Annotated in this window: 15 protein-coding genes and 1 tRNA gene; 7 read left to right on the top strand and 9 right to left on the bottom strand. The window is 66.1% G+C overall.

Going from position 1 to position 15,730, the window contains the following annotated elements; translation table 11 throughout:
* Positions 1-3: 3 nt before the first annotated feature.
* Both ACSFBL_RS12150 and dusB read right to left on the bottom strand, forming a co-directional pair.
* On the bottom strand, positions 4-240 hold the full coding sequence (locus tag ACSFBL_RS12150; protein ID WP_068683508.1) for a Fis family transcriptional regulator: 237 nt from the start codon (positions 238-240) through the stop codon (positions 4-6).
* A gap of 34 nt (positions 241-274) precedes the next feature.
* Positions 275-1,333: a tRNA dihydrouridine synthase DusB gene (dusB, locus tag ACSFBL_RS12145; protein WP_435516039.1), complete on the bottom strand. Its 1,059-nt coding sequence runs from the start codon at positions 1,331-1,333 to the stop codon at positions 275-277.
* A gap of 180 nt (positions 1,334-1,513) precedes the next feature.
* On the opposite strand from dusB, the gene ACSFBL_RS12140 reads away from it, so the two are divergent.
* Complete coding sequence (locus tag ACSFBL_RS12140) at positions 1,514-1,984, top strand: YqaA family protein (protein ID WP_435516038.1); 471 nt, start codon at positions 1,514-1,516, stop codon at positions 1,982-1,984.
* A 7-nt stretch (positions 1,985-1,991) separates the two neighbouring features.
* On the opposite strand, the gene ACSFBL_RS12135 is transcribed toward ACSFBL_RS12140, so the two are convergent.
* The 3 genes from ACSFBL_RS12135 to ACSFBL_RS12125 form a co-directional block, all read right to left on the bottom strand.
* The gene (locus ACSFBL_RS12135; protein WP_435516037.1) at positions 1,992-2,666 is read right to left on the bottom strand and encodes a glutathione S-transferase; all 675 of its coding nucleotides are present in this window, start codon (positions 2,664-2,666) and stop codon (positions 1,992-1,994) included.
* Between the two features lie 18 nt (positions 2,667-2,684).
* On the bottom strand, positions 2,685-3,776 hold the full coding sequence (ychF, locus tag ACSFBL_RS12130; RefSeq protein ID WP_435516036.1) for a redox-regulated ATPase YchF: 1,092 nt from the start codon (positions 3,774-3,776) through the stop codon (positions 2,685-2,687).
* Positions 3,777-3,857: 81 nt separating this feature from the next.
* Positions 3,858-4,739 carry an MOSC domain-containing protein gene (locus tag ACSFBL_RS12125; protein ID WP_435516035.1) on the bottom strand — a complete coding sequence of 294 codons (882 nt, stop codon included), beginning with the start codon at positions 4,737-4,739 and terminating at the stop codon, positions 3,858-3,860.
* A 75-nt stretch (positions 4,740-4,814) separates the two neighbouring features.
* Here ACSFBL_RS12125 and ACSFBL_RS12120 point away from each other — a divergent pair, with 75 nt between their 5' ends.
* The 4 genes from ACSFBL_RS12120 to ACSFBL_RS12105 are packed head-to-tail and all read left to right on the top strand — an operon-like array spanning position 4,815 to position 9,313.
* Positions 4,815-5,960 carry an FAD-dependent monooxygenase gene (locus ACSFBL_RS12120; protein ID WP_435516034.1) on the top strand — a complete coding sequence of 382 codons (1,146 nt, stop codon included), beginning with the start codon at positions 4,815-4,817 and terminating at the stop codon, positions 5,958-5,960.
* 17 nt (positions 5,961-5,977) lie between these two features.
* Positions 5,978-6,700, top strand: a complete 723-nt coding sequence (locus tag ACSFBL_RS12115; protein ID WP_435516033.1) for a DsbC family protein — start codon at positions 5,978-5,980, stop codon at positions 6,698-6,700.
* Positions 6,700-8,493 (top strand): M61 family metallopeptidase, encoded by a 1,794-nt coding sequence (locus ACSFBL_RS12110; RefSeq protein ID WP_435516032.1) that lies wholly within the window; start codon positions 6,700-6,702, stop codon positions 8,491-8,493. The genes ACSFBL_RS12115 and ACSFBL_RS12110 overlap by 1 nt, the downstream gene beginning before the upstream one ends.
* A 40-nt stretch (positions 8,494-8,533) precedes the next feature.
* Positions 8,534-9,313: an enoyl-CoA hydratase gene (locus ACSFBL_RS12105; RefSeq protein WP_435516031.1), complete on the top strand. Its 780-nt coding sequence runs from the start codon at positions 8,534-8,536 to the stop codon at positions 9,311-9,313.
* A gap of 27 nt (positions 9,314-9,340) precedes the next feature.
* Here the strand turns inward: ACSFBL_RS12105 and ACSFBL_RS12100 are convergent, their stop codons facing one another.
* Positions 9,341-10,525, bottom strand: a complete 1,185-nt coding sequence (locus tag ACSFBL_RS12100; protein ID WP_435516030.1) for a hypothetical protein — start codon at positions 10,523-10,525, stop codon at positions 9,341-9,343.
* Entirely contained in the window at positions 10,522-11,178 is a 657-nt protein-coding gene (locus ACSFBL_RS12095; protein WP_435516029.1) for a sigma-70 family RNA polymerase sigma factor, read from the bottom strand. The genes ACSFBL_RS12100 and ACSFBL_RS12095 overlap by 4 nt, the downstream gene beginning before the upstream one ends.
* 130 nt (positions 11,179-11,308) lie before the next feature.
* Between ACSFBL_RS12095 and ACSFBL_RS12090 the strand changes: the two genes are divergently transcribed.
* Positions 11,309-11,385, top strand: a tRNA-Met gene (locus tag ACSFBL_RS12090).
* 379 nt (positions 11,386-11,764) lie between these two features.
* On the opposite strand, the gene ACSFBL_RS12085 is transcribed toward ACSFBL_RS12090, so the two are convergent.
* Together ACSFBL_RS12085 and ACSFBL_RS12080 are read right to left on the bottom strand one after the other, a co-directional pair.
* Positions 11,765-12,988 (bottom strand): glycosyltransferase, encoded by a 1,224-nt coding sequence (locus ACSFBL_RS12085; protein ID WP_435516028.1) that lies wholly within the window; start codon positions 12,986-12,988, stop codon positions 11,765-11,767.
* A complete protein-coding gene (locus ACSFBL_RS12080) occupies positions 12,985-13,863 on the bottom strand; it encodes a UDP-2,3-diacylglucosamine diphosphatase (RefSeq protein ID WP_435516027.1) in 879 nt (292 codons plus the stop codon). The genes ACSFBL_RS12085 and ACSFBL_RS12080 overlap by 4 nt, the downstream gene beginning before the upstream one ends.
* Before the next feature lie 137 nt (positions 13,864-14,000).
* Here ACSFBL_RS12080 and ACSFBL_RS12075 point away from each other — a divergent pair, with 137 nt between their 5' ends.
* Entirely contained in the window at positions 14,001-15,728 is a 1,728-nt protein-coding gene (locus ACSFBL_RS12075; protein WP_435516026.1) for a lysoplasmalogenase family protein, read from the top strand.
* The last annotated feature ends 2 nt before the right edge of the window (positions 15,729-15,730 follow it).

Here is a 15,730-nt window from a genome sequence, read left to right as displayed (position 1 = left end):
GAGTTACTTCAGCAGTTTGTGTTCGACCAGCTTCTTGCGCAGCGTGTTGCGGTTCAGGCCGAGCCATTGCGCGGCCTTGGATTGATTGCCCTCGGCGCGCGTCATCACGACGTCGAGCAGAGGCTTTTCGACGACGCGCACGAGCATGTCGTACATGCCGTCGGGTTCGGTACCGCGGAGGTCGCGGAAATAGCTGTCCAGGCTGCTGCGCACGCAGTCTTCGATGTGTTTCTTGCTCATGGCCTTCTCTTCTTACCCTCTTGTCCTGTTCTTCTCACGCCAGCGCATCGGCGGCCTGCTCGTCCGATGGTTCGAGCGCATCGCCCGCGGCGTGTGGAATGCGGTCCATCCGGGTGGCCAGCATGTCGAAGAAACCGGCCACTGCCTGCAACTGCGCGTCGCAGTCTTCGATGGCGTTCATGGTCGATCGGAATGCTTCGCCGCCCGGCAGTGCGCGCACGTACCAGCCGATGTGCTTGCGCGCGGTGCGGACACCGCTGTAGTCGCCATAGAGGACGTAGTGTTCCTGCAGATGGTCGAGCATCAGGCGTCGCACCTCGGCCACCAGCGGCGGGGCCAGGTGCGTGCCTGTGTCGAGAAAGTGCGCGATCTCGCGGAAGATCCAGGGCCGCCCCTGCGCGGCGCGGCCCACCATCAGCGCGTCGGCGCCAGTGAGCGCCAACACGTCGCGTGCCTTCTCGGGTGTGGTGATGTCGCCGTTGGCGACAACCGGAATTCGCACGGCGGCCTTGACCGCCGCGATCGTGTCGTACTCGGCGTGGCCCTTGTAGCCTTGCTCGCGCGTGCGGCCATGCACGGTGAGCATCTGCACACCGGCCTGTTCGAAGCGGCGCGCGAGTGTCACGGCATTGCGATGGTCCTCGCTCCATCCGGTGCGCATCTTGAGTGTCACTGGCACGTGACGCGGTGCGGCCGCCTTCACCACCGCCTCCACGATCTCGAGGGCGAGCGGCTCGTCGCGCATCAGCGCGGACCCTGCCCACTTGTTGCACACCTTCTTGGCGGGGCAACCCATGTTGATGTCGATGATCTGCGCACCGCGGTCGATGTTGTAGAGCGCGGCCTCGGACATCATGTCCGCATCGGTCCCCGCGATCTGCACCGAAATGGGGCCGGGCTCACCGTCATGATTGGCGCGGCGCGAGGTCTTGAGCGTGCCCCACAACTCCTTGCGCGAAGTCACCATCTCGCTGACCGCATAGCCCGCACCGAGCGCACGGCAGAGCATGCGGTACGGCCGGTCGGTGACGCCTGCCATGGGCGCGACGAACAGGCGGTTTTCCAGCGCGATGTTGCCGATTTGCAGGGTCATGGAGAGAAAGTGGCGAGCGCTGGGCTGCTGAAAAATGAGGCACGATTGTAGCGGCGCGGCGATGTGTCGGCTGCAACGATTTGCACTTGGACCACACGCGAAAGGCAGGTTGGCGACACCCGATGCCCGTACTTGCACCTACACGCCAACAGGTCGGTGCCTTTCTATACTCCGGCGCACATGCAAGCCTGGCTCGACTCACTTCTCGCGCTTCTCGCGCTGCCGCAATACGGGTTGAGCACGGTATTCATCGCCGCCTTCGTGTCGGCGACGCTGCTGCCGGTCGGCTCGGAGCCGGTGCTCTTCGGGCTGCTCAAGCTCAACCCGGACATGTTCTGGCCCGCCATCTTCGTCGCCACAATCGGCAACACCTTGGGGGGCATCGTCGATTGGTGGATGGGCTACGGCGCTCACAAGGTGGCCGACAAGTACTCGCACTCCAAGCACCATCTGCGCGTGCTGACCTGGCTCGAACGCCTGGGACCGAAGGCCTGTCTGCTGAGCTGGCTGCCGATCGTCGGCGACCCGCTCTGCGCCGTCGCGGGATGGCTGCAGTTGCCGTTCTGGCCCTGCGTGTTCTATATGGCGATCGGCAAGTTCGCGCGGTACGTCACGATGACGGTCGCGCTGCTTTACATCTGGCCCAACTAGGCCCGGGTCACTTCAGCAGTCCGTACGGACCACCGCGCTCCAGCGCGCGGCGATAGGCCGGTCGCGCGTGAATGCGCTCGAGGTACGCCATCAACCGGGGGCGCGACGCATCGAGCCCGCCACGCACCGCGGCGGCCTCCACCGGAAAGCTCATCTGGATGTCGGCACCGGTAAAGGCATCGCCGGCGAACCATTCGCTCTTGCCGAGTTCGCCTTCCATGAAGTCGAGATGGCTCTTGATATTCGGCGTGACGAGCCCCGCCTTGGCCTTCGCCGCGATGGAGCGGGCGATCGGCTTGGCGAAGAAAGGCATCTTCGAGTTCTCGATCCGGTCGAACACCAGCTTCATCAGAAGCGGCGGCATGGCCGAACCTTCTGCAAAGTGAAGCCAATAACGATAGCGCAAGGCTTCGGGCGAGCCCGCCGGCGGCGCAAGGCGGCCATTGCCGTAGCGTTCGATCAAGGTCTCGAGGATCGCACCCGATTCCGCGAGCGTTAGCCCATCGTCGGTCGTCACCACCGGCGACTTGCCCAAGGGATGCACCGCGCGCAAGGTGGGGGGCGCGAGCATGGTCTTCGGATCGCGCTGGTAGTGGACGATCTCGTAAGGCAGTTCGAGTTCTTCGAGAAGCCAGAGGACACGCTGCGAGCGCGAGTTGTTCAGGTGATGGACGGTGATCATGCGTGGGTGTGTGGCGGCTCAGGAACTGAACAGGAAGTTCATCACGTCGCCATCCTTGACGACGTACTCCTTGCCTTCCGCACGCATCTTGCCGGCATCCTTCGCGCCCTGCTCGCCCTTGTACGCGATGAAGTCGTTGAAGGCGATGGTCTGGGCGCGGATGTAGCCCTTCTCGAAATCGGTGTGGATCACGCCGGCCGCCTGGGGGCCGGTGTCGCCGATGTGGATGGTCCAGGCGCGCACTTCCTTGACGCCAGCGGTGAAGTAGGTCTGCAGACCGAGCAGCGTGTATGCGGCGCGGATCAGGCGGTTGAGCCCCGGCTCCTCCTGCCCGATCTCGGCGAGGAACATCGTCCGGTCTTCATCGTCCATGTCGGCCAGTTCGGCCTCGATCTTGGCGCAGATGGCGACGACGGGTGCGTTCTGCGCGGCCGCGTATTCGCGCAGGCGATCCAGGAACGGGTTGTTCTCGAAGCCGTCCTCGGCGACGTTGCCGACGAACATCGCCGGCTTGGCGGTGATCAGCGAGAACTGCTTGATCAGCGGCTTGTCTTCCTTGCTGAATTCAACCGCGCGCACCGGCTTGTTCTCATTCAGTGCAGCCTCGCACTTCTCGAGCAGCGCGACCAGCTTGATCGCTTCCTTGTCGCCGGAACGCGCCGTCTTCGTGTGGCGATGCAGGGCCTTTTCGACCGTCGAGAGGTCGGCCAGGCACAGTTCGGTCTGGATCACCTCGATGTCGGAGATCGGGTCGACCTTGCCGGCCACGTGGATGACGTTGTCGTCCTCGAAGCAGCGCACGACATTCACGATTGCATCGGTCTCGCGGATGTGCGCGAGGAATTGGTTGCCCAATCCTTCGCCCTGGCTGGCACCGGCCACCAGGCCCGCGATGTCGACGAACTCGACGATCGCCGGCACGATGCGCTCCGGCTTCACGATCTCGGCCAGTTGCGCAAGGCGCTGGTCCGGGACTTCGACCACGCCGACGTTCGGCTCGATCGTGCAGAAGGGATAGTTCTCGGCCGCGATGCCTGCCTTGGTCAACGCGTTGAAGAGGGTGGACTTGCCGACGTTGGGCAGGCCGACGATGCCGCACTGGAGACTCATGGCGGGGGCTTTCAGAAATCTTGGGGTAACCGGTGATTTTAGGCGCCCGGCCTTTCGCGCCCTAGATCCGGGGCTACGGCCTCATTCGAAGCGCAGGTTGGCGCCCACCGGCTGACCGACCCTGAGCGCATGCTCCACGCCCTGCAGCACGATCGCATTCATGCCGAAGGTGATCGCGCCGTTGACGCGCGGATCGGAGCGATACGTCCGCAGCATGTCCCCGACGACGGGGCTGCCGAGGCCGGTCGCCGGATCGATGTCGGCGATCGGGCAGCGCGCGCAAGGCTTGACGGGGCGCAGGCTGACCTCGCCCTCGGCGGTCTGGACATGCAGCGTTTCGACCCGATCCTCGTCGTGCGCCTCGACGCCGGCCAGCACCACGTTGGGCCTGAAGCGCTCGATGCCGACGGATTCATGCCCGGCGGCCAGCAGCCTCTGGTTGAGTTCGGCGAGCGAGCCCTCGCTGGCCACGAGCAAGGGGAATCCGTCGGCGAACTGATTCGGCGCCTCGACGCCGCCAGTCCATTTCAGGCTCGACAGTCGTGCCTGCTCGGGATCGAAGCGCACCAGCCGGAGCTTGCGGGGCTGCCCTGGCTCCGAAAGGAAATCACTGAACCATTGCGCGGCGATGTCGCCCATGTCGTAGGCGGCGACCTCGTCCTTCCAGACGCGCACGCGCACCGGTCCCTCGACGCGATCGAAGGCAATGTGCAGCGCCAGCATGCCCGGGGCCCGCAGCACCATCTCGGAGTGCTTGAGTTGCGGCCGGATCAGCGCCATGCGTGGCAGTTCGCGCTGGGAGACGAACTCGCCGGCGCTGTCGACCACCATCCAGGCGCGGTCGAATTCCAGTCCGGTTTCGATCAGGAGCGTCTCTTGCAACTCGACGCCGGCGCACGATTTGATCGGATAGACGAACAGGCGCGCGATGGTCGCCTGGAGGTCGAAGTCGGAAACATTCACGGGCAGGTCCTTTTCCAAGAAGCGCGATTGTCCAGCACGGCGCCCTGGTGGGAAGGCTCCTCCTACAATGCCGCGATGGCTCTCCCCCCCGAAGTCTGCATTCGCGGTGCCGGCATCGTCGGACGCACGCTGGCACTCCTGCTGGCGCGCGAACGCGTGCGCGTGGCGCTGGTCGTGCCCGCCAGTGCACCGAACGGGCCGGATGTCCGCGCCTACGCGCTCAATGCCGCCTCCAGGACCCTGCTCGAGTCGTTGCGTGCCTGGCCGGACACGGCTCACGCCACGCCCGTGCGCGAGATGCTGGTGCATGGCGACGAAGGCGGCCGGGTGCAGTTCAACGCGGCGCGCCAGAAGGTCGACGCGCTGGCCTGGATCGTCGACGTGCCGGCACTCGAACGCCAACTGGGCGACGCGGTGCGCTTCCAGCCCCGTATCGAAATCGTGACGGCACCTGTCTCCGCCGCGCTCACGGTGGTCTGCGAAGGCCGCATGAGCGCCACGCGCGAAGCGCTGGGCGTCGACTACGAAGTGACGCGCTACGCCCAGCACGCGATCGCCGCACGCGTCGAAGCCGAATTGCCGCATGACGGCACCGCCCGCCAATGGTTCAGCGACAAGGGCGAAGTGCTGGCGCTGCTGCCGATGGGCGACGCGAATCGCCCCGCGGACGCGCCGGCCAGCCTCGACCGTTCGCTGGCGCTCGTGTGGTCGGTCGACCAGCTTCGCGCGCCCGCCCTCCTCGCGCAAGGCGCCGACGAGTTCAACGCTGCGATGAGCGAGGCGACCCACAGGGCGCTCGGTGGGCTTCGGCTCACCAGCGAGCGCGCCGCCTGGCCGCTGCAGCGTGCCATCGCCAACCGCTGGACGGGCCAGTTCGACGACGGCGCCGCCTGGGCTCTGGCGGGCGACGCGGCGCACACGGTGCACCCGCTCGCAGGGCAAGGCCTGAACCTGGGCCTTGCGGACGCGGCGGTCCTCGCAGACGTGATCAAGTCGCGCGACTACTGGCGCAGCGTCGGCGACGCCCGGCTGCTCCGGCGCTATGAACGGGCGCGCCGCACCGATGTGCTGTCGATGAGCCTCGCGACCGACGGCCTGCAGCAACTCTTCGCCCACAGCGCCGATCCCCTGCCGGCGCTGCGGAACTGGGGCATGCGCGGCTTCGACCGCACACGGCTCGTCAAGAACTGGATCGCGCGACAGGCGATGGGCTTGCAATGAAATCCGGGAACACCACCATGAACAAACTCACCCGTCCCCTCTTTGCCGCGCTGACCGCGCTCACCCTGGGCTACGCACTGAACGCGAGCGCCGGCGAAGCCGACATCCGCAAGAACCTGGCCGCGCGCATCCCGCAATTCGCGAAGATCGACGAAATCAGCAAGTCGCCGATACCCGGCCTCTATGAAGTGCGCGTCAACGGCTTCGAGATCTTCTACACGGACGAACAGGGCAACTACCTGCTGCAAGGCAACCTGATCGACGTGAAGGAACGCAGGAACCTCACCGAGGAGCGGGTGGAGAAGCTCAGCGAGGTCGCCTTCAACAAGCTGCCCGTCAAGGACGCCTTCACGATCGTGCGCGGCAACGGCAAGCGGCAGCTGGCCGTCTTCGCCGATCCGAACTGCGGCTACTGCAAGCAGTTCGAGCGCGACATGACGAAGGTCGACAACATCACCATCCACATGTTCCTCTACCCGGTGCTCGGCCCCGATTCGGTCGTCAAGGCACGCAACATCTGGTGCGCCAAGGACAAGGCCAAGGCGTGGAACGACTGGATGCAGCGCGGCGTCGCACCTGACGCGGGCGACTGCGACACCACCGCCCTCACCCGCAACCGCGAGTTCGGCCAGAAGTACAACATCACCGGCACGCCCACGCTGATCTTCAGCGACGGTTCGCGCGCGCCGGGCGCGCTGCCGGCAGCGCAGGTCGAAAAACAACTCGCTGCTCGCAGTTGATGGCCGCGCCGGCCGTCCACTACCGCGTCGAGTGCGCGGATCGCAAGGCACACCTCTTCGCCGTCACCCTGACCATCGACGCCCCGGCGGCGCTGCAGCGTGTTTCGCTGCCGGTGTGGATTCCGGGCAGCTACCTGGTGCGCGAGTTCTCGAAAAACCTCCAGGACCTGCAGGCGACGCAAGGCCGTCGCAAGGTGGCGGCGCAGCAACTCGACAAGTGCAGCTGGCAGATCGAATGCACGCCGGGCAAGCCGCTGGTGCTGCGCTATGCGGTCTGCGCGTACGACAACTCGGTACGGACCGCCTGGCTGGACGCCGATCGCGGCTTCTTCAACGGCACGAGCCTTTGCCTCCAGGTCGAAGGCCAGGTCGATGCGCCGCACGCGATCGAAGTGGCGGCGCCGCCGACGCTGGCCGATGGTGCCCGCTGGTCGTGCGCCACGGCGTTGAAGCCGGCGAAGGTCGACCGCCAGGGTTTCGGCACCTACATCGCCGCCAACTACGACGAGTTGGCCGACAGTCCCGTCGAAATGGGCGCCTTCTGGAGCGCGGAGTTCGAAGCCTGCGGCGTGCCGCACCGCTTCGTGATCGCCGGCGTGCCCGCCTCCTTCGACGGCGAACGCCTGATCGCCGACACACGGGCAATCTGCGAAGCGCAGATGCGCTTCTGGCATGGCGACAAGGTCGGCAAGCGCAACGGCCCCAAGCCGCCGCACGACCGCTACGTGTTCATGCTGAATGCCGTGGACGACGGCTACGGCGGGCTGGAGCATCGCCACTCGACCGTGCTCATCTGCACCCGCCGCGACCTGCCCCAGATGGGCGCCCGAAAGCAGACCGACGGCTACGTCACGCTGCTCGGCCTCATCAGCCACGAGTACTTCCACACCTGGAACGTGAAGCGCCTGCGACCCGCCGAGTTCGCGCGCTACGACTACGCGCGCGAGAACTACACCCGCCTGCTCTGGCTGTTCGAGGGGTTCACGAGCTACTACGACGACCTTCTGCTGCGCCGAGCCAGCCGCATCGACGACGCGACCTACCTCAAGCTCGTCAACAAGACGATCAACCAGGTGCAGCAGACGCCGGGCCGGCTCGTGCAGTCAGTGGCGGAGGCGAGCTTCGACGCGTGGATCAAGTACTACCGCCAGGACGAGCAGACACCCAACACCACGGTGAGCTACTACACCAAGGGCGCGCTCGTCGCGATGTGCTTCGACCTCACCCTGCGCTCCGAGGGCCAGGGTTCGCTCGACGACGTGATGCGACTGCTCTGGAAGAAAAGCGAAGGCGGCCCCATCGACGAGGCGGACTTCGCGGGCGCGCTCGAAGCTGTTTCGGGGCGATCGTTCGCGAAGGAAATCGCCGGATGGGTCCATTCGACCGATGAACTGCCGTTGTCCGATCTGTTGCGCGCGCACGGCGTCGCCGCGCTCGACGACCCGGCGCAGCGCGCGCAGGAACTCGGCCTGCGCGTGGCCGAAACCAACGGTAGCGTGCAGGTCAAGGTGGTGCTGCGCGGAGGCGCGGCCGAGCAGGCGGGCTTCTCGGCGAACGACGAATGGATCGGCATCGAACTGCCCGCCGCGAAGGGCCGGCCGGCCCAGGGCTGGCGGCTCGCGCGGCTCGACGATCTGGCGCTCTACCTCGGCCCGCTGAAGAAGGCCGTCGCGCTCGTCGCGCGTGACCGTCGCCTGCTACGCCTGCCGCTCACGTTACCCACCGGGGTGACGACCTGGCGCCTCTTTGCGCAGGATCCGGCGAAGCTGGCGAAATGGTTGAATCCGCAGTAGCGGAGCCGGCCCACGGATTGATCGTTTCAAGGAGACCCGCATGAGCTATGAAAACATCCAGGTTCGCGTCGAGGCCGAGAAGGTCGGCATCGTCACGCTCCACCGGCCCAAGGCGCTGAACGCGCTCAACGACGCGCTGATGACCGAACTCGGCCAGGCCCTCAAGGCCTTCGACGCCGACCCGGCCATCGGCTGCATCATCGTCACCGGCAGCGAACGCGCCTTTGCGGCCGGCGCCGACATCGCGGCGATGGCCAGGTACAGCTTTCTCGACGCCTACAAGGGCGACTTCATCACCCGCAACTGGGAAACCATCCGCCAGATCCGCAAGCCGGTGATCGCGGCCGTCAGCGGCTTTGCGCTAGGCGGCGGTTGCGAGCTCGCGATGATGTGCGACTTCATCATCGCGGCGGACAACGCCAAGTTCGGCCAGCCCGAAATCAAGATCGGCGTGATCCCCGGCGCCGGCGGCACGCAACGGTTGCCGCGCGCGGTCGGCAAGTCGAAGGCGATGGACATGGTCCTGACCGCCCGCATGATGGACGCCGCCGAAGCCGAACGCGCCGGTCTGGTGAGCCGCGTCGTGCCGTATGAGAAGCTGGCCGACGAGTCGCTGGGTGCGGCCCTGGTCATCGCGAACTTCTCGCAGATTTCGGTGATGGCGGCGAAGGAATCGGTCAATCGAGCCTTCGAGAGCGGGCTGTCGGACGGCGTCATGTTCGAGCGCCGGCTTTTCCACGCGCTCTTTGCCACCGCGGACCAGAAGGAAGGCATGGACGCCTTCCTGAGCAAGCGCACCCCGGATTTCAAGCACGAGTAGAACGACGCGCCACGGGCGCCACCGGCGCTAGGGGTTGCGTGGCGGGGCAAAGGTCGGCGTCGTCACGGGCTCCTGCTGCACGGTGTCTCGCAGCGCTTCGCGCAGGGCCGCGAGTGCCGGCGCCGACGGCACCCCGGTGGCGGGCGGCGTCTTCCCTTCGCGCCAGCGCACCTGAGTGGGCGCCACCTCGAAGACCGCCAGCACGTTGCCGTTGCGCTCGAGCGTGACGCGGTATTCAGCCGTCGCACGCATCGGCTGCGATCCCACGGCGGAGATGGCCGCCGAGCCCAGCAGCGCGTTCAGATCGCGCGCTTCCTCGCGTTGCACGGTGCGCGTTTCTCCGCCCCGGCGGGCGATCGTCATGCGGGTCCATTGGGAGAGGGCCGAGAACGTGGGTGGCTCGGTGGCCTCTGTGCGCACGTTGGGCGAAGGCGCGGGCGCCGGTGCAGGTGCAGGCGTTGGTACGGCGCGCGCCACCTCGGTCGAAGCTTGCGGTGGGACGGCGGGAATGGTGGGCGGGACAGGTTTCGCGGTGGCCTCCGCGCCTTCACGTTTAGGCGTTGACGCCGGCGGCGTGGTGGGCGAAGGCGTCTTCGGCTGCGATTTGACCGACGGCGCCGGCGCAGCGGATGCCACAGGTGGATTCGGTGCGGCGACGGGCATTGGCGGTGGCTCCGGCAGTGCAGTCGATGGCAGCAAAGCCGACGGCGGCACCGATGGAGACGGCGCCGGCGGCGCGGATTTCGCCACCGAGGGTGGGGCGGATGGAGGCGCCGATGGGGACGACGACGCAGTCCGCGACGCCACTTGGTTGGAGGGTGGTCCCGGTTCCGCCAGACCCGGTATCGGAGGCGCTTGTGGCGCCGGCTCGGCCACCTTCGGCTCGGCGTCACGCTGCGGGGCGATCACAGGATCACGGCGCCAGAGCATCGTCACCAACAGGGCGACGAGCAGCGTGGCGAACAGCGCCACCCACGGCAGGCGCGAACGCTTGCCCTCCGAGGCGCCACCACGCCACCATGGTCGCGCCGCAAGTTCCAGTGCCGCCTCGGCCTCATACGGATCGACCGCGCCAACGGCGTCGCCCGCTTTCTTCAGGATCGCCTTGCGAAGCCGCCAATCGGGCGCGGCGTTCTGGTCCGGCGCGTATTCGAGCGCCTGCCACAGTCGTTCGTCGCGCAGCTCGTCGACCTTGTCCACGGTGGCGGTCATAGGCCGTGCTCCAGCGCCGACAGGTAGCGGTCCATGCACCCGCGCAGTTTCTTCAGCCCCTGGCGCAGTCTGGTCTGGACGGTTTCGACGCCGACGTCGAGCGTGGCGGCCAGCACGTCCACGGTGAAGCCGTCCTCGTAATGCAGCAGGAAGGCAGCACGCTGTTCGATCGGCAACTCGTCGAGGCAACCCACCAGGCGGCGACCCGCGGCGCGCCAGAAAGCGAGTTCTTCCTCCGACGTGCCCACGTCGTCGTTGGCGGCACCGTCTTCCTTCAGCAGGCCCCGGCTGAAGATGAGCGCGGCGTCGAGTCCGTCGCCGTCTTCGTCGTGCGAATAGAACGCGCCCTCGCGGCCGCTGAGGCGAAGCCTGTCCATCGACAGGCTGTGCGCGATGGCGAAGGCCCACGTGCGCCAGCTTGCATCCTGCGGCGAGAAGGTGTCGCGCGTGCTGATGATGCGGGCCCAGGTTTCCTTGAACACTTCGTCGACTTCCGCTGCATACCGGATGCCCAGGAGTCGCCGCACGAAACGGTAGAGCGCGCTCTCATTGCGCGAGTACAGCGACTCGAAGGCGCTGGTGTCGCCGCCGACATAGGCGAGCATTGCCTGATCGTCGTCGGAGAGACCGGGAATCTCGGTGGGCACATGCATCGACAGTTTTTACCTCAGAGCCGACCCACCCCGCCAGAGACCGGGCCCGATGCAGGCGGGGACGACCTGCGCATCGAAACTTGGATGGAAATTCAAAGACGGCCTTGAGCCGCGCTATAATTTCGGGCTCGGCTCTTTAGCTCAGTCGGTTAGAGCGATGGAATCATAATCCACAGGTCCGCGGTTCGAGTCCGTGAAGAGCCACCAAACAGGAAAGCCTGCTATCCCAGTGATAGCAGGCTTTTTTTTGCTTCGAGGCCGGGTCGCGTGGCCGCGGTTCTGTTCCGTTCTATTCCTTGGGTGGGCGCCAGGCGCTGAGAAATTCAGCCGGCTTGTTCGGCGGTTGCCAAGTGACAACGACCGGGGACGAAGAAGTCTGCGCAGCCCCTGACGCCGGGGCTTCCCTGCCACTTCCGTCGCAGCCCGCGAGACAAGCCAGCATCACCGACAGGCCCGTTGCCGCGTAAAAGAATGATTTCTTCACAGTTGCTCCTCGGGAGTTTGCTTTCGACAGCCCTGCTGGACCGTCTAACTGCCGCGAGTGTAACTCGTCTGTAACCTTTAAGTTCTATTTGTTGGGTTTAAGTCAAAAAGGGACCACCCCGCTGACCTCGATGGGCAGATTTCCAGGCCGTGGGACGCCTTCGGATACGGCAAACGAATCTTCGACGATGCCTCGAAGGAAGCGCGGCACTTCGTCGATCGCCTGGTTGCGAATGGCTTGCGTCGCGGCCCGGTAGCGCCCCAAATGCGCGGTCAGTTCGTCGACTGCCTCCGCCACTTTCGCGAAGCTGGTGCAGACCAGCCCGACGCCGCGCTCCCGCACCCATTGGGCGTTGTACCGCTCCTGCGGCAGCGTCCATCGGTTGCGCACGACGATCACCGGCAGATGCATCTGTACCGCCTCGCTCAGGCTTCCGGGACCGGGCTTGCCGATGAAGAAATCCGCCAGTTGCATGGGATGGGCGATGTCGGGCGTGAACTCCAGCACCCGCCGAGGCGCGGTGGACGGCAGGGCACGCAGTGCGCGGGCGAGTTTCGCGTTGTGGCCGCAGGCGAGGATGAGTTGGGTGTCCGGCAGTCGCTTCGCGATGTCGAGCATGGCCTTGGAGCCCTGCCCCCCGAACAGCACGATGCCGGTCGGCCGATCGGGATCCAGCCCCATCGCGATGCGCCCTGCGGCGCGGTCGATCGGCTTCGCGTCATGGAATGCCGAACGGATGAGCATGCCGGAACTTGCATGAATCTGCGCCTCCGCGTAGCCCGCCGCGCGTGCCTGCTGGACCGCCTTGGCCGTACCGCAGACCAGGTGCTGATCCAGGCCCTTCTCGATCCAGAAGTTCGGCGGATGGTCCGCGAGATCGGTCAGCAGCGTCACGTAGGGAACGCCAGGCAAGGTCGAAGCCAGCGCCTCGCACAGCGCACGGTTGAAGTTCGGGATCAGCGAGACCACCATGTCGGGCTCGGTCGCCAGCCAATGCGCCTGAAGTTGACGCAGCAATGTCGCATGGCCCCAGCGGATCATGCCCTGCAGCAGCTTCAGTTCCTGCGTCAGGCCCAACGTCCAGCCGCGCGCCAGGCGCTTGTTGTAGACATCCTCCGGATCCATGCCGGTCAGTTTGCGGAAGCTGTCCTTCGGATCGAGCACTTCGCGCAGGTTGACCAGCCGCACGGTCCATGGCAAGCCCGCCCTGTGGATGGCCGCCTCGAGCGCCAGCGCGGAAGCGCGATGCCCGCCGCCGGCGTTGAAGTAGACGAGATCGACAGTGCGGGCCGATGGACGCAGTGCGGGCAGTTCGGCTCGCGTCATGCGTGTGCCGGCTCTCGCCGCGGTGCGACATGCCCCGAGCGCGCAGCCACCGGCATGTGCTCCGCCCAGTGCAGGATCTCGAGCGATCCGTCCGCATGCTCGGCCAGCGCGGTGAGACTCTCGACCCAGTCGCCGTCATTGGCGTAGAGGATGCCGTCGATGTCGCGAAGCTCCGCATGGTGGATGTGGCCGCACACGACGCCTTGCACACCGCGCCGGCGGGCCTCGCGCGCCACCGCGTTCTCGAAGTCGCCCACGTAGCTGACCGCTCGCTTGACCTTCAGCTTCAGGTACTTGGACAGCGACCAGTAGGGCAGCCCCATGCGCGCACGCAGGGAGTTGAGATGCCGGTTCAGCTTGAGCGTGAACTCGTAGAGCGAATCGCCCACATGGGCCAGCCACTTCGCGCACTGGATGACCCCGTCGAACAGATCGCCATGCATGATCCAGAGCTTGCGGCCGTCCGCGGTCTCGTGAATCCATTCCTCCGCCACGTCGATGCCGCCGAAGTTGTGATGCAGATACTTGCGCGCAAACTCGTCGTGGTTGCCCGGGATGAAGATCACGCGCGTGCCCTTGCGCGCCTTGCGCAGCAGTTTCTGGATCACGTCGTTGTGCGCCTGCGGCCAGTACCAGTGGCGGCGCAGCTGCCAGCCGTCGATGATGTCGCCGACGAGGAACAGCGTCTCGCATTCCGTGTGCTTCAGGAAGTCGAGCAGCGCATGTGCCTGGCACCCGGGCGTGCCCAGGTGCAGGTCGGAGATCCAGAGGGTTCGGTATTTCTGCGGCGGGCGCAGCATGTCCCCGTCTTCCGCGTCGGGAAGTTGGGGGGCGGAATCGCGCCATGCGCGAAGAAAGGCGTCGTCGCGTTGCATGGACGGACACGATCGCGCCGACGCGTGACGCGGCTATGGCACGTGCGTGACTTGCCGATGACAACGGCAGGCTTCTCCGGGCAAACCATGACAAGCCGGCGACGATGCGGCGCGTCGCGCACCGGAAAATCCGGCGCATGCGACCTGGCCAGATCATCGTTCTCGCGACACCCGTCTTCTTTCTTTTGATCGGGATCGAATTCTTCGTGGGCCGGCTGCGCGCCCGGCGCGGAACGGGGCATGACACCTACCGCCTGCCCGACACGATCAACAGCATCGGCCTCGGCATGCTGAGCCAGATCAGCGCGGGAATCACCGGTCTGCTGCGCATCGGCATCTACACGGCGATCTGGTCCACCTTTGCCTTGTTTCGGAACGATGACTTCTGGACGCAGTGGTACGGCTGGGTCCTGGCGCTGGTCGTCTATGACTTCTGCTACTACTGGCTGCATCGCTACGGTCACGAAAGCGCCGTGCTTTGGGCTGCGCACGTCGTGCATCACCAGAGCCAGCACTACAACCTGTCCACGGCGCTGCGCCAGACCTCCAGCGGCGTGCTGCTCGGCTGGATCTTCTATCTGCCGATGGCGCTGGCGGGCGTGCCGCCCCTCGTCTTCGGCGTGGTCGCGCTCATCGACCTGCTCTACCAGTTCTGGGTGCACACCGAGCAGGTCGGCAAGCTGGGCTGGTTCGACCGCTGGTTCTGCTCGCCGTCGAACCACCGCGTGCATCACGCGGTGAATGATCGCTACGTCGATCGCAACTACGGCGGCGTGCTGATCGTGTGGGACCGCGTTTTCAGCACCTTCAAGGAAGAGGACGAGCGCTGCGTGTACGGCACGCGCAGCCCGCTCCAGAGCTGGGATCCGGTGTGGGCGAACGCCGAGGTCTACTGGTCGCTCGCGCGCGATTCCTGGCGCACCCGCCGTTGGCGGGACAAGCTGCGCATCTGGTTCAACCCGCCGGGCTGGCGACCGGCCGACGTCGCGGCGCTGGACCCGAAGCCGCCTTTCGACATCGAACAGGTACGCCGCTACGACCCGCCCGCCTCGCGCGCGGTGCAGGCTTTCGCGGCGGCGCAGTTCATCGCGCTGCTGGGCGGGGCCACGGCCTTTCTCTGGTATTCGGACACGCTTCCGTTCACTTCTTCGCTGACATGGCTCGGCGCGCTGACCGCCGGGCTATGGGCGACGGGGGCGGTGCTTCAGGGCCGGTTGTCGGTGCTCGACGTTCTCTTCGTCGATGCCGCGGCGCTGGCCACTGCGAGCGGCGCCCTGGGGATCACCCAGGTCCACATCGTCTTCAAGCCGCTCGCGCTGATTCTCCTCATCGCCTTTGCAGCGATGCGCACGCGCGCGAACGACATACCGGCCCGATTCGCCCTTCCGCTGATAGCGGGGCTCGTGGCTTCGCTCGCCGGTGATGTGCTCCTGATGTGGCCGCAGTACTTCGTACCGGGACTGGTCTGCTTCCTCCTGGCGCACCTGGCCTACATCGCACTCCTTGCATCGGGCGTCGGGCTTTTTCCGCGTCGGCGCGCACTCGCCGGAACGCTTGCCATCGGCGCGCTGATGTATGCGTTCCTGTGGTCAGGCGGACTGCCTTCAGGCCTGCGGGTGCCGGTGGGCATCTACGTCGTCGTGATCGCCTGCATGGCCGCCCAGGCGCTCGGACGCGCCGCGGTCGTGGGGAACTCGTCGGCACGGAAAGTCGCTGTCGGCGCCTGCCTCTTCATGCTGAGCGATGCCCTGCTGGCGACCAACCGCTTCGTCGTGCCGTTGCCGGTGGCTTCGCTGTGGGTACTCGCCAGCTACTACGCCGCGCAGTGGTTCATCACCGCCCAGGTGCGACCGCCAGCCCGCTGACG

It is taken from the genome of Variovorax glacialis (genome assembly GCF_051216375.1).
Classification (GTDB): Bacteria; Pseudomonadota; Gammaproteobacteria; order Burkholderiales; family Burkholderiaceae_C; genus Variovorax.
This window is presented reverse-complemented; position numbering and strand designations above follow the sequence as displayed.

Bases quoted from the DNA above. Each gene is read 5' to 3' on its own strand.
- ACSFBL_RS12100 (WP_435516030.1), bottom strand. From the start codon at position 10,525: ATGACCGCCACCGTGGACAAGGTCGACGAGCTGCGCGACGAACGACTG.
- ychF (WP_435516036.1), bottom strand. From the start codon at position 3,776: ATGAGTCTCCAGTGCGGCATCGTCGGCCTGCCCAACGTCGGCAAGTCC.
- ACSFBL_RS12135 (WP_435516037.1), bottom strand. From the start codon at position 2,666: ATGATCACCGTCCATCACCTGAACAACTCGCGCTCGCAGCGTGTCCTC.
- ACSFBL_RS12110 (WP_435516032.1), top strand. From the start codon at position 6,700: ATGGCCGCGCCGGCCGTCCACTACCGCGTCGAGTGCGCGGATCGCAAG.
- ACSFBL_RS12150 (WP_068683508.1), bottom strand. From the start codon at position 240: ATGAGCAAGAAACACATCGAAGACTGCGTGCGCAGCAGCCTGGACAGC.
- ACSFBL_RS12120 (WP_435516034.1), top strand. From the start codon at position 4,815: ATGGCTCTCCCCCCCGAAGTCTGCATTCGCGGTGCCGGCATCGTCGGA.
- ACSFBL_RS12105 (WP_435516031.1), top strand. From the start codon at position 8,534: ATGAGCTATGAAAACATCCAGGTTCGCGTCGAGGCCGAGAAGGTCGGC.
- ACSFBL_RS12140 (WP_435516038.1), top strand. From the start codon at position 1,514: ATGCAAGCCTGGCTCGACTCACTTCTCGCGCTTCTCGCGCTGCCGCAA.
- ACSFBL_RS12095 (WP_435516029.1), bottom strand. From the start codon at position 11,178: ATGCATGTGCCCACCGAGATTCCCGGTCTCTCCGACGACGATCAGGCA.
- ACSFBL_RS12075 (WP_435516026.1), top strand. From the start codon at position 14,001: ATGCGACCTGGCCAGATCATCGTTCTCGCGACACCCGTCTTCTTTCTT.
- ACSFBL_RS12080 (WP_435516027.1), bottom strand. From the start codon at position 13,863: ATGCAACGCGACGACGCCTTTCTTCGCGCATGGCGCGATTCCGCCCCC.
- ACSFBL_RS12115 (WP_435516033.1), top strand. From the start codon at position 5,978: ATGAACAAACTCACCCGTCCCCTCTTTGCCGCGCTGACCGCGCTCACC.
- dusB (WP_435516039.1), bottom strand. From the start codon at position 1,333: ATGACCCTGCAAATCGGCAACATCGCGCTGGAAAACCGCCTGTTCGTC.
- ACSFBL_RS12085 (WP_435516028.1), bottom strand. From the start codon at position 12,988: ATGACGCGAGCCGAACTGCCCGCACTGCGTCCATCGGCCCGCACTGTC.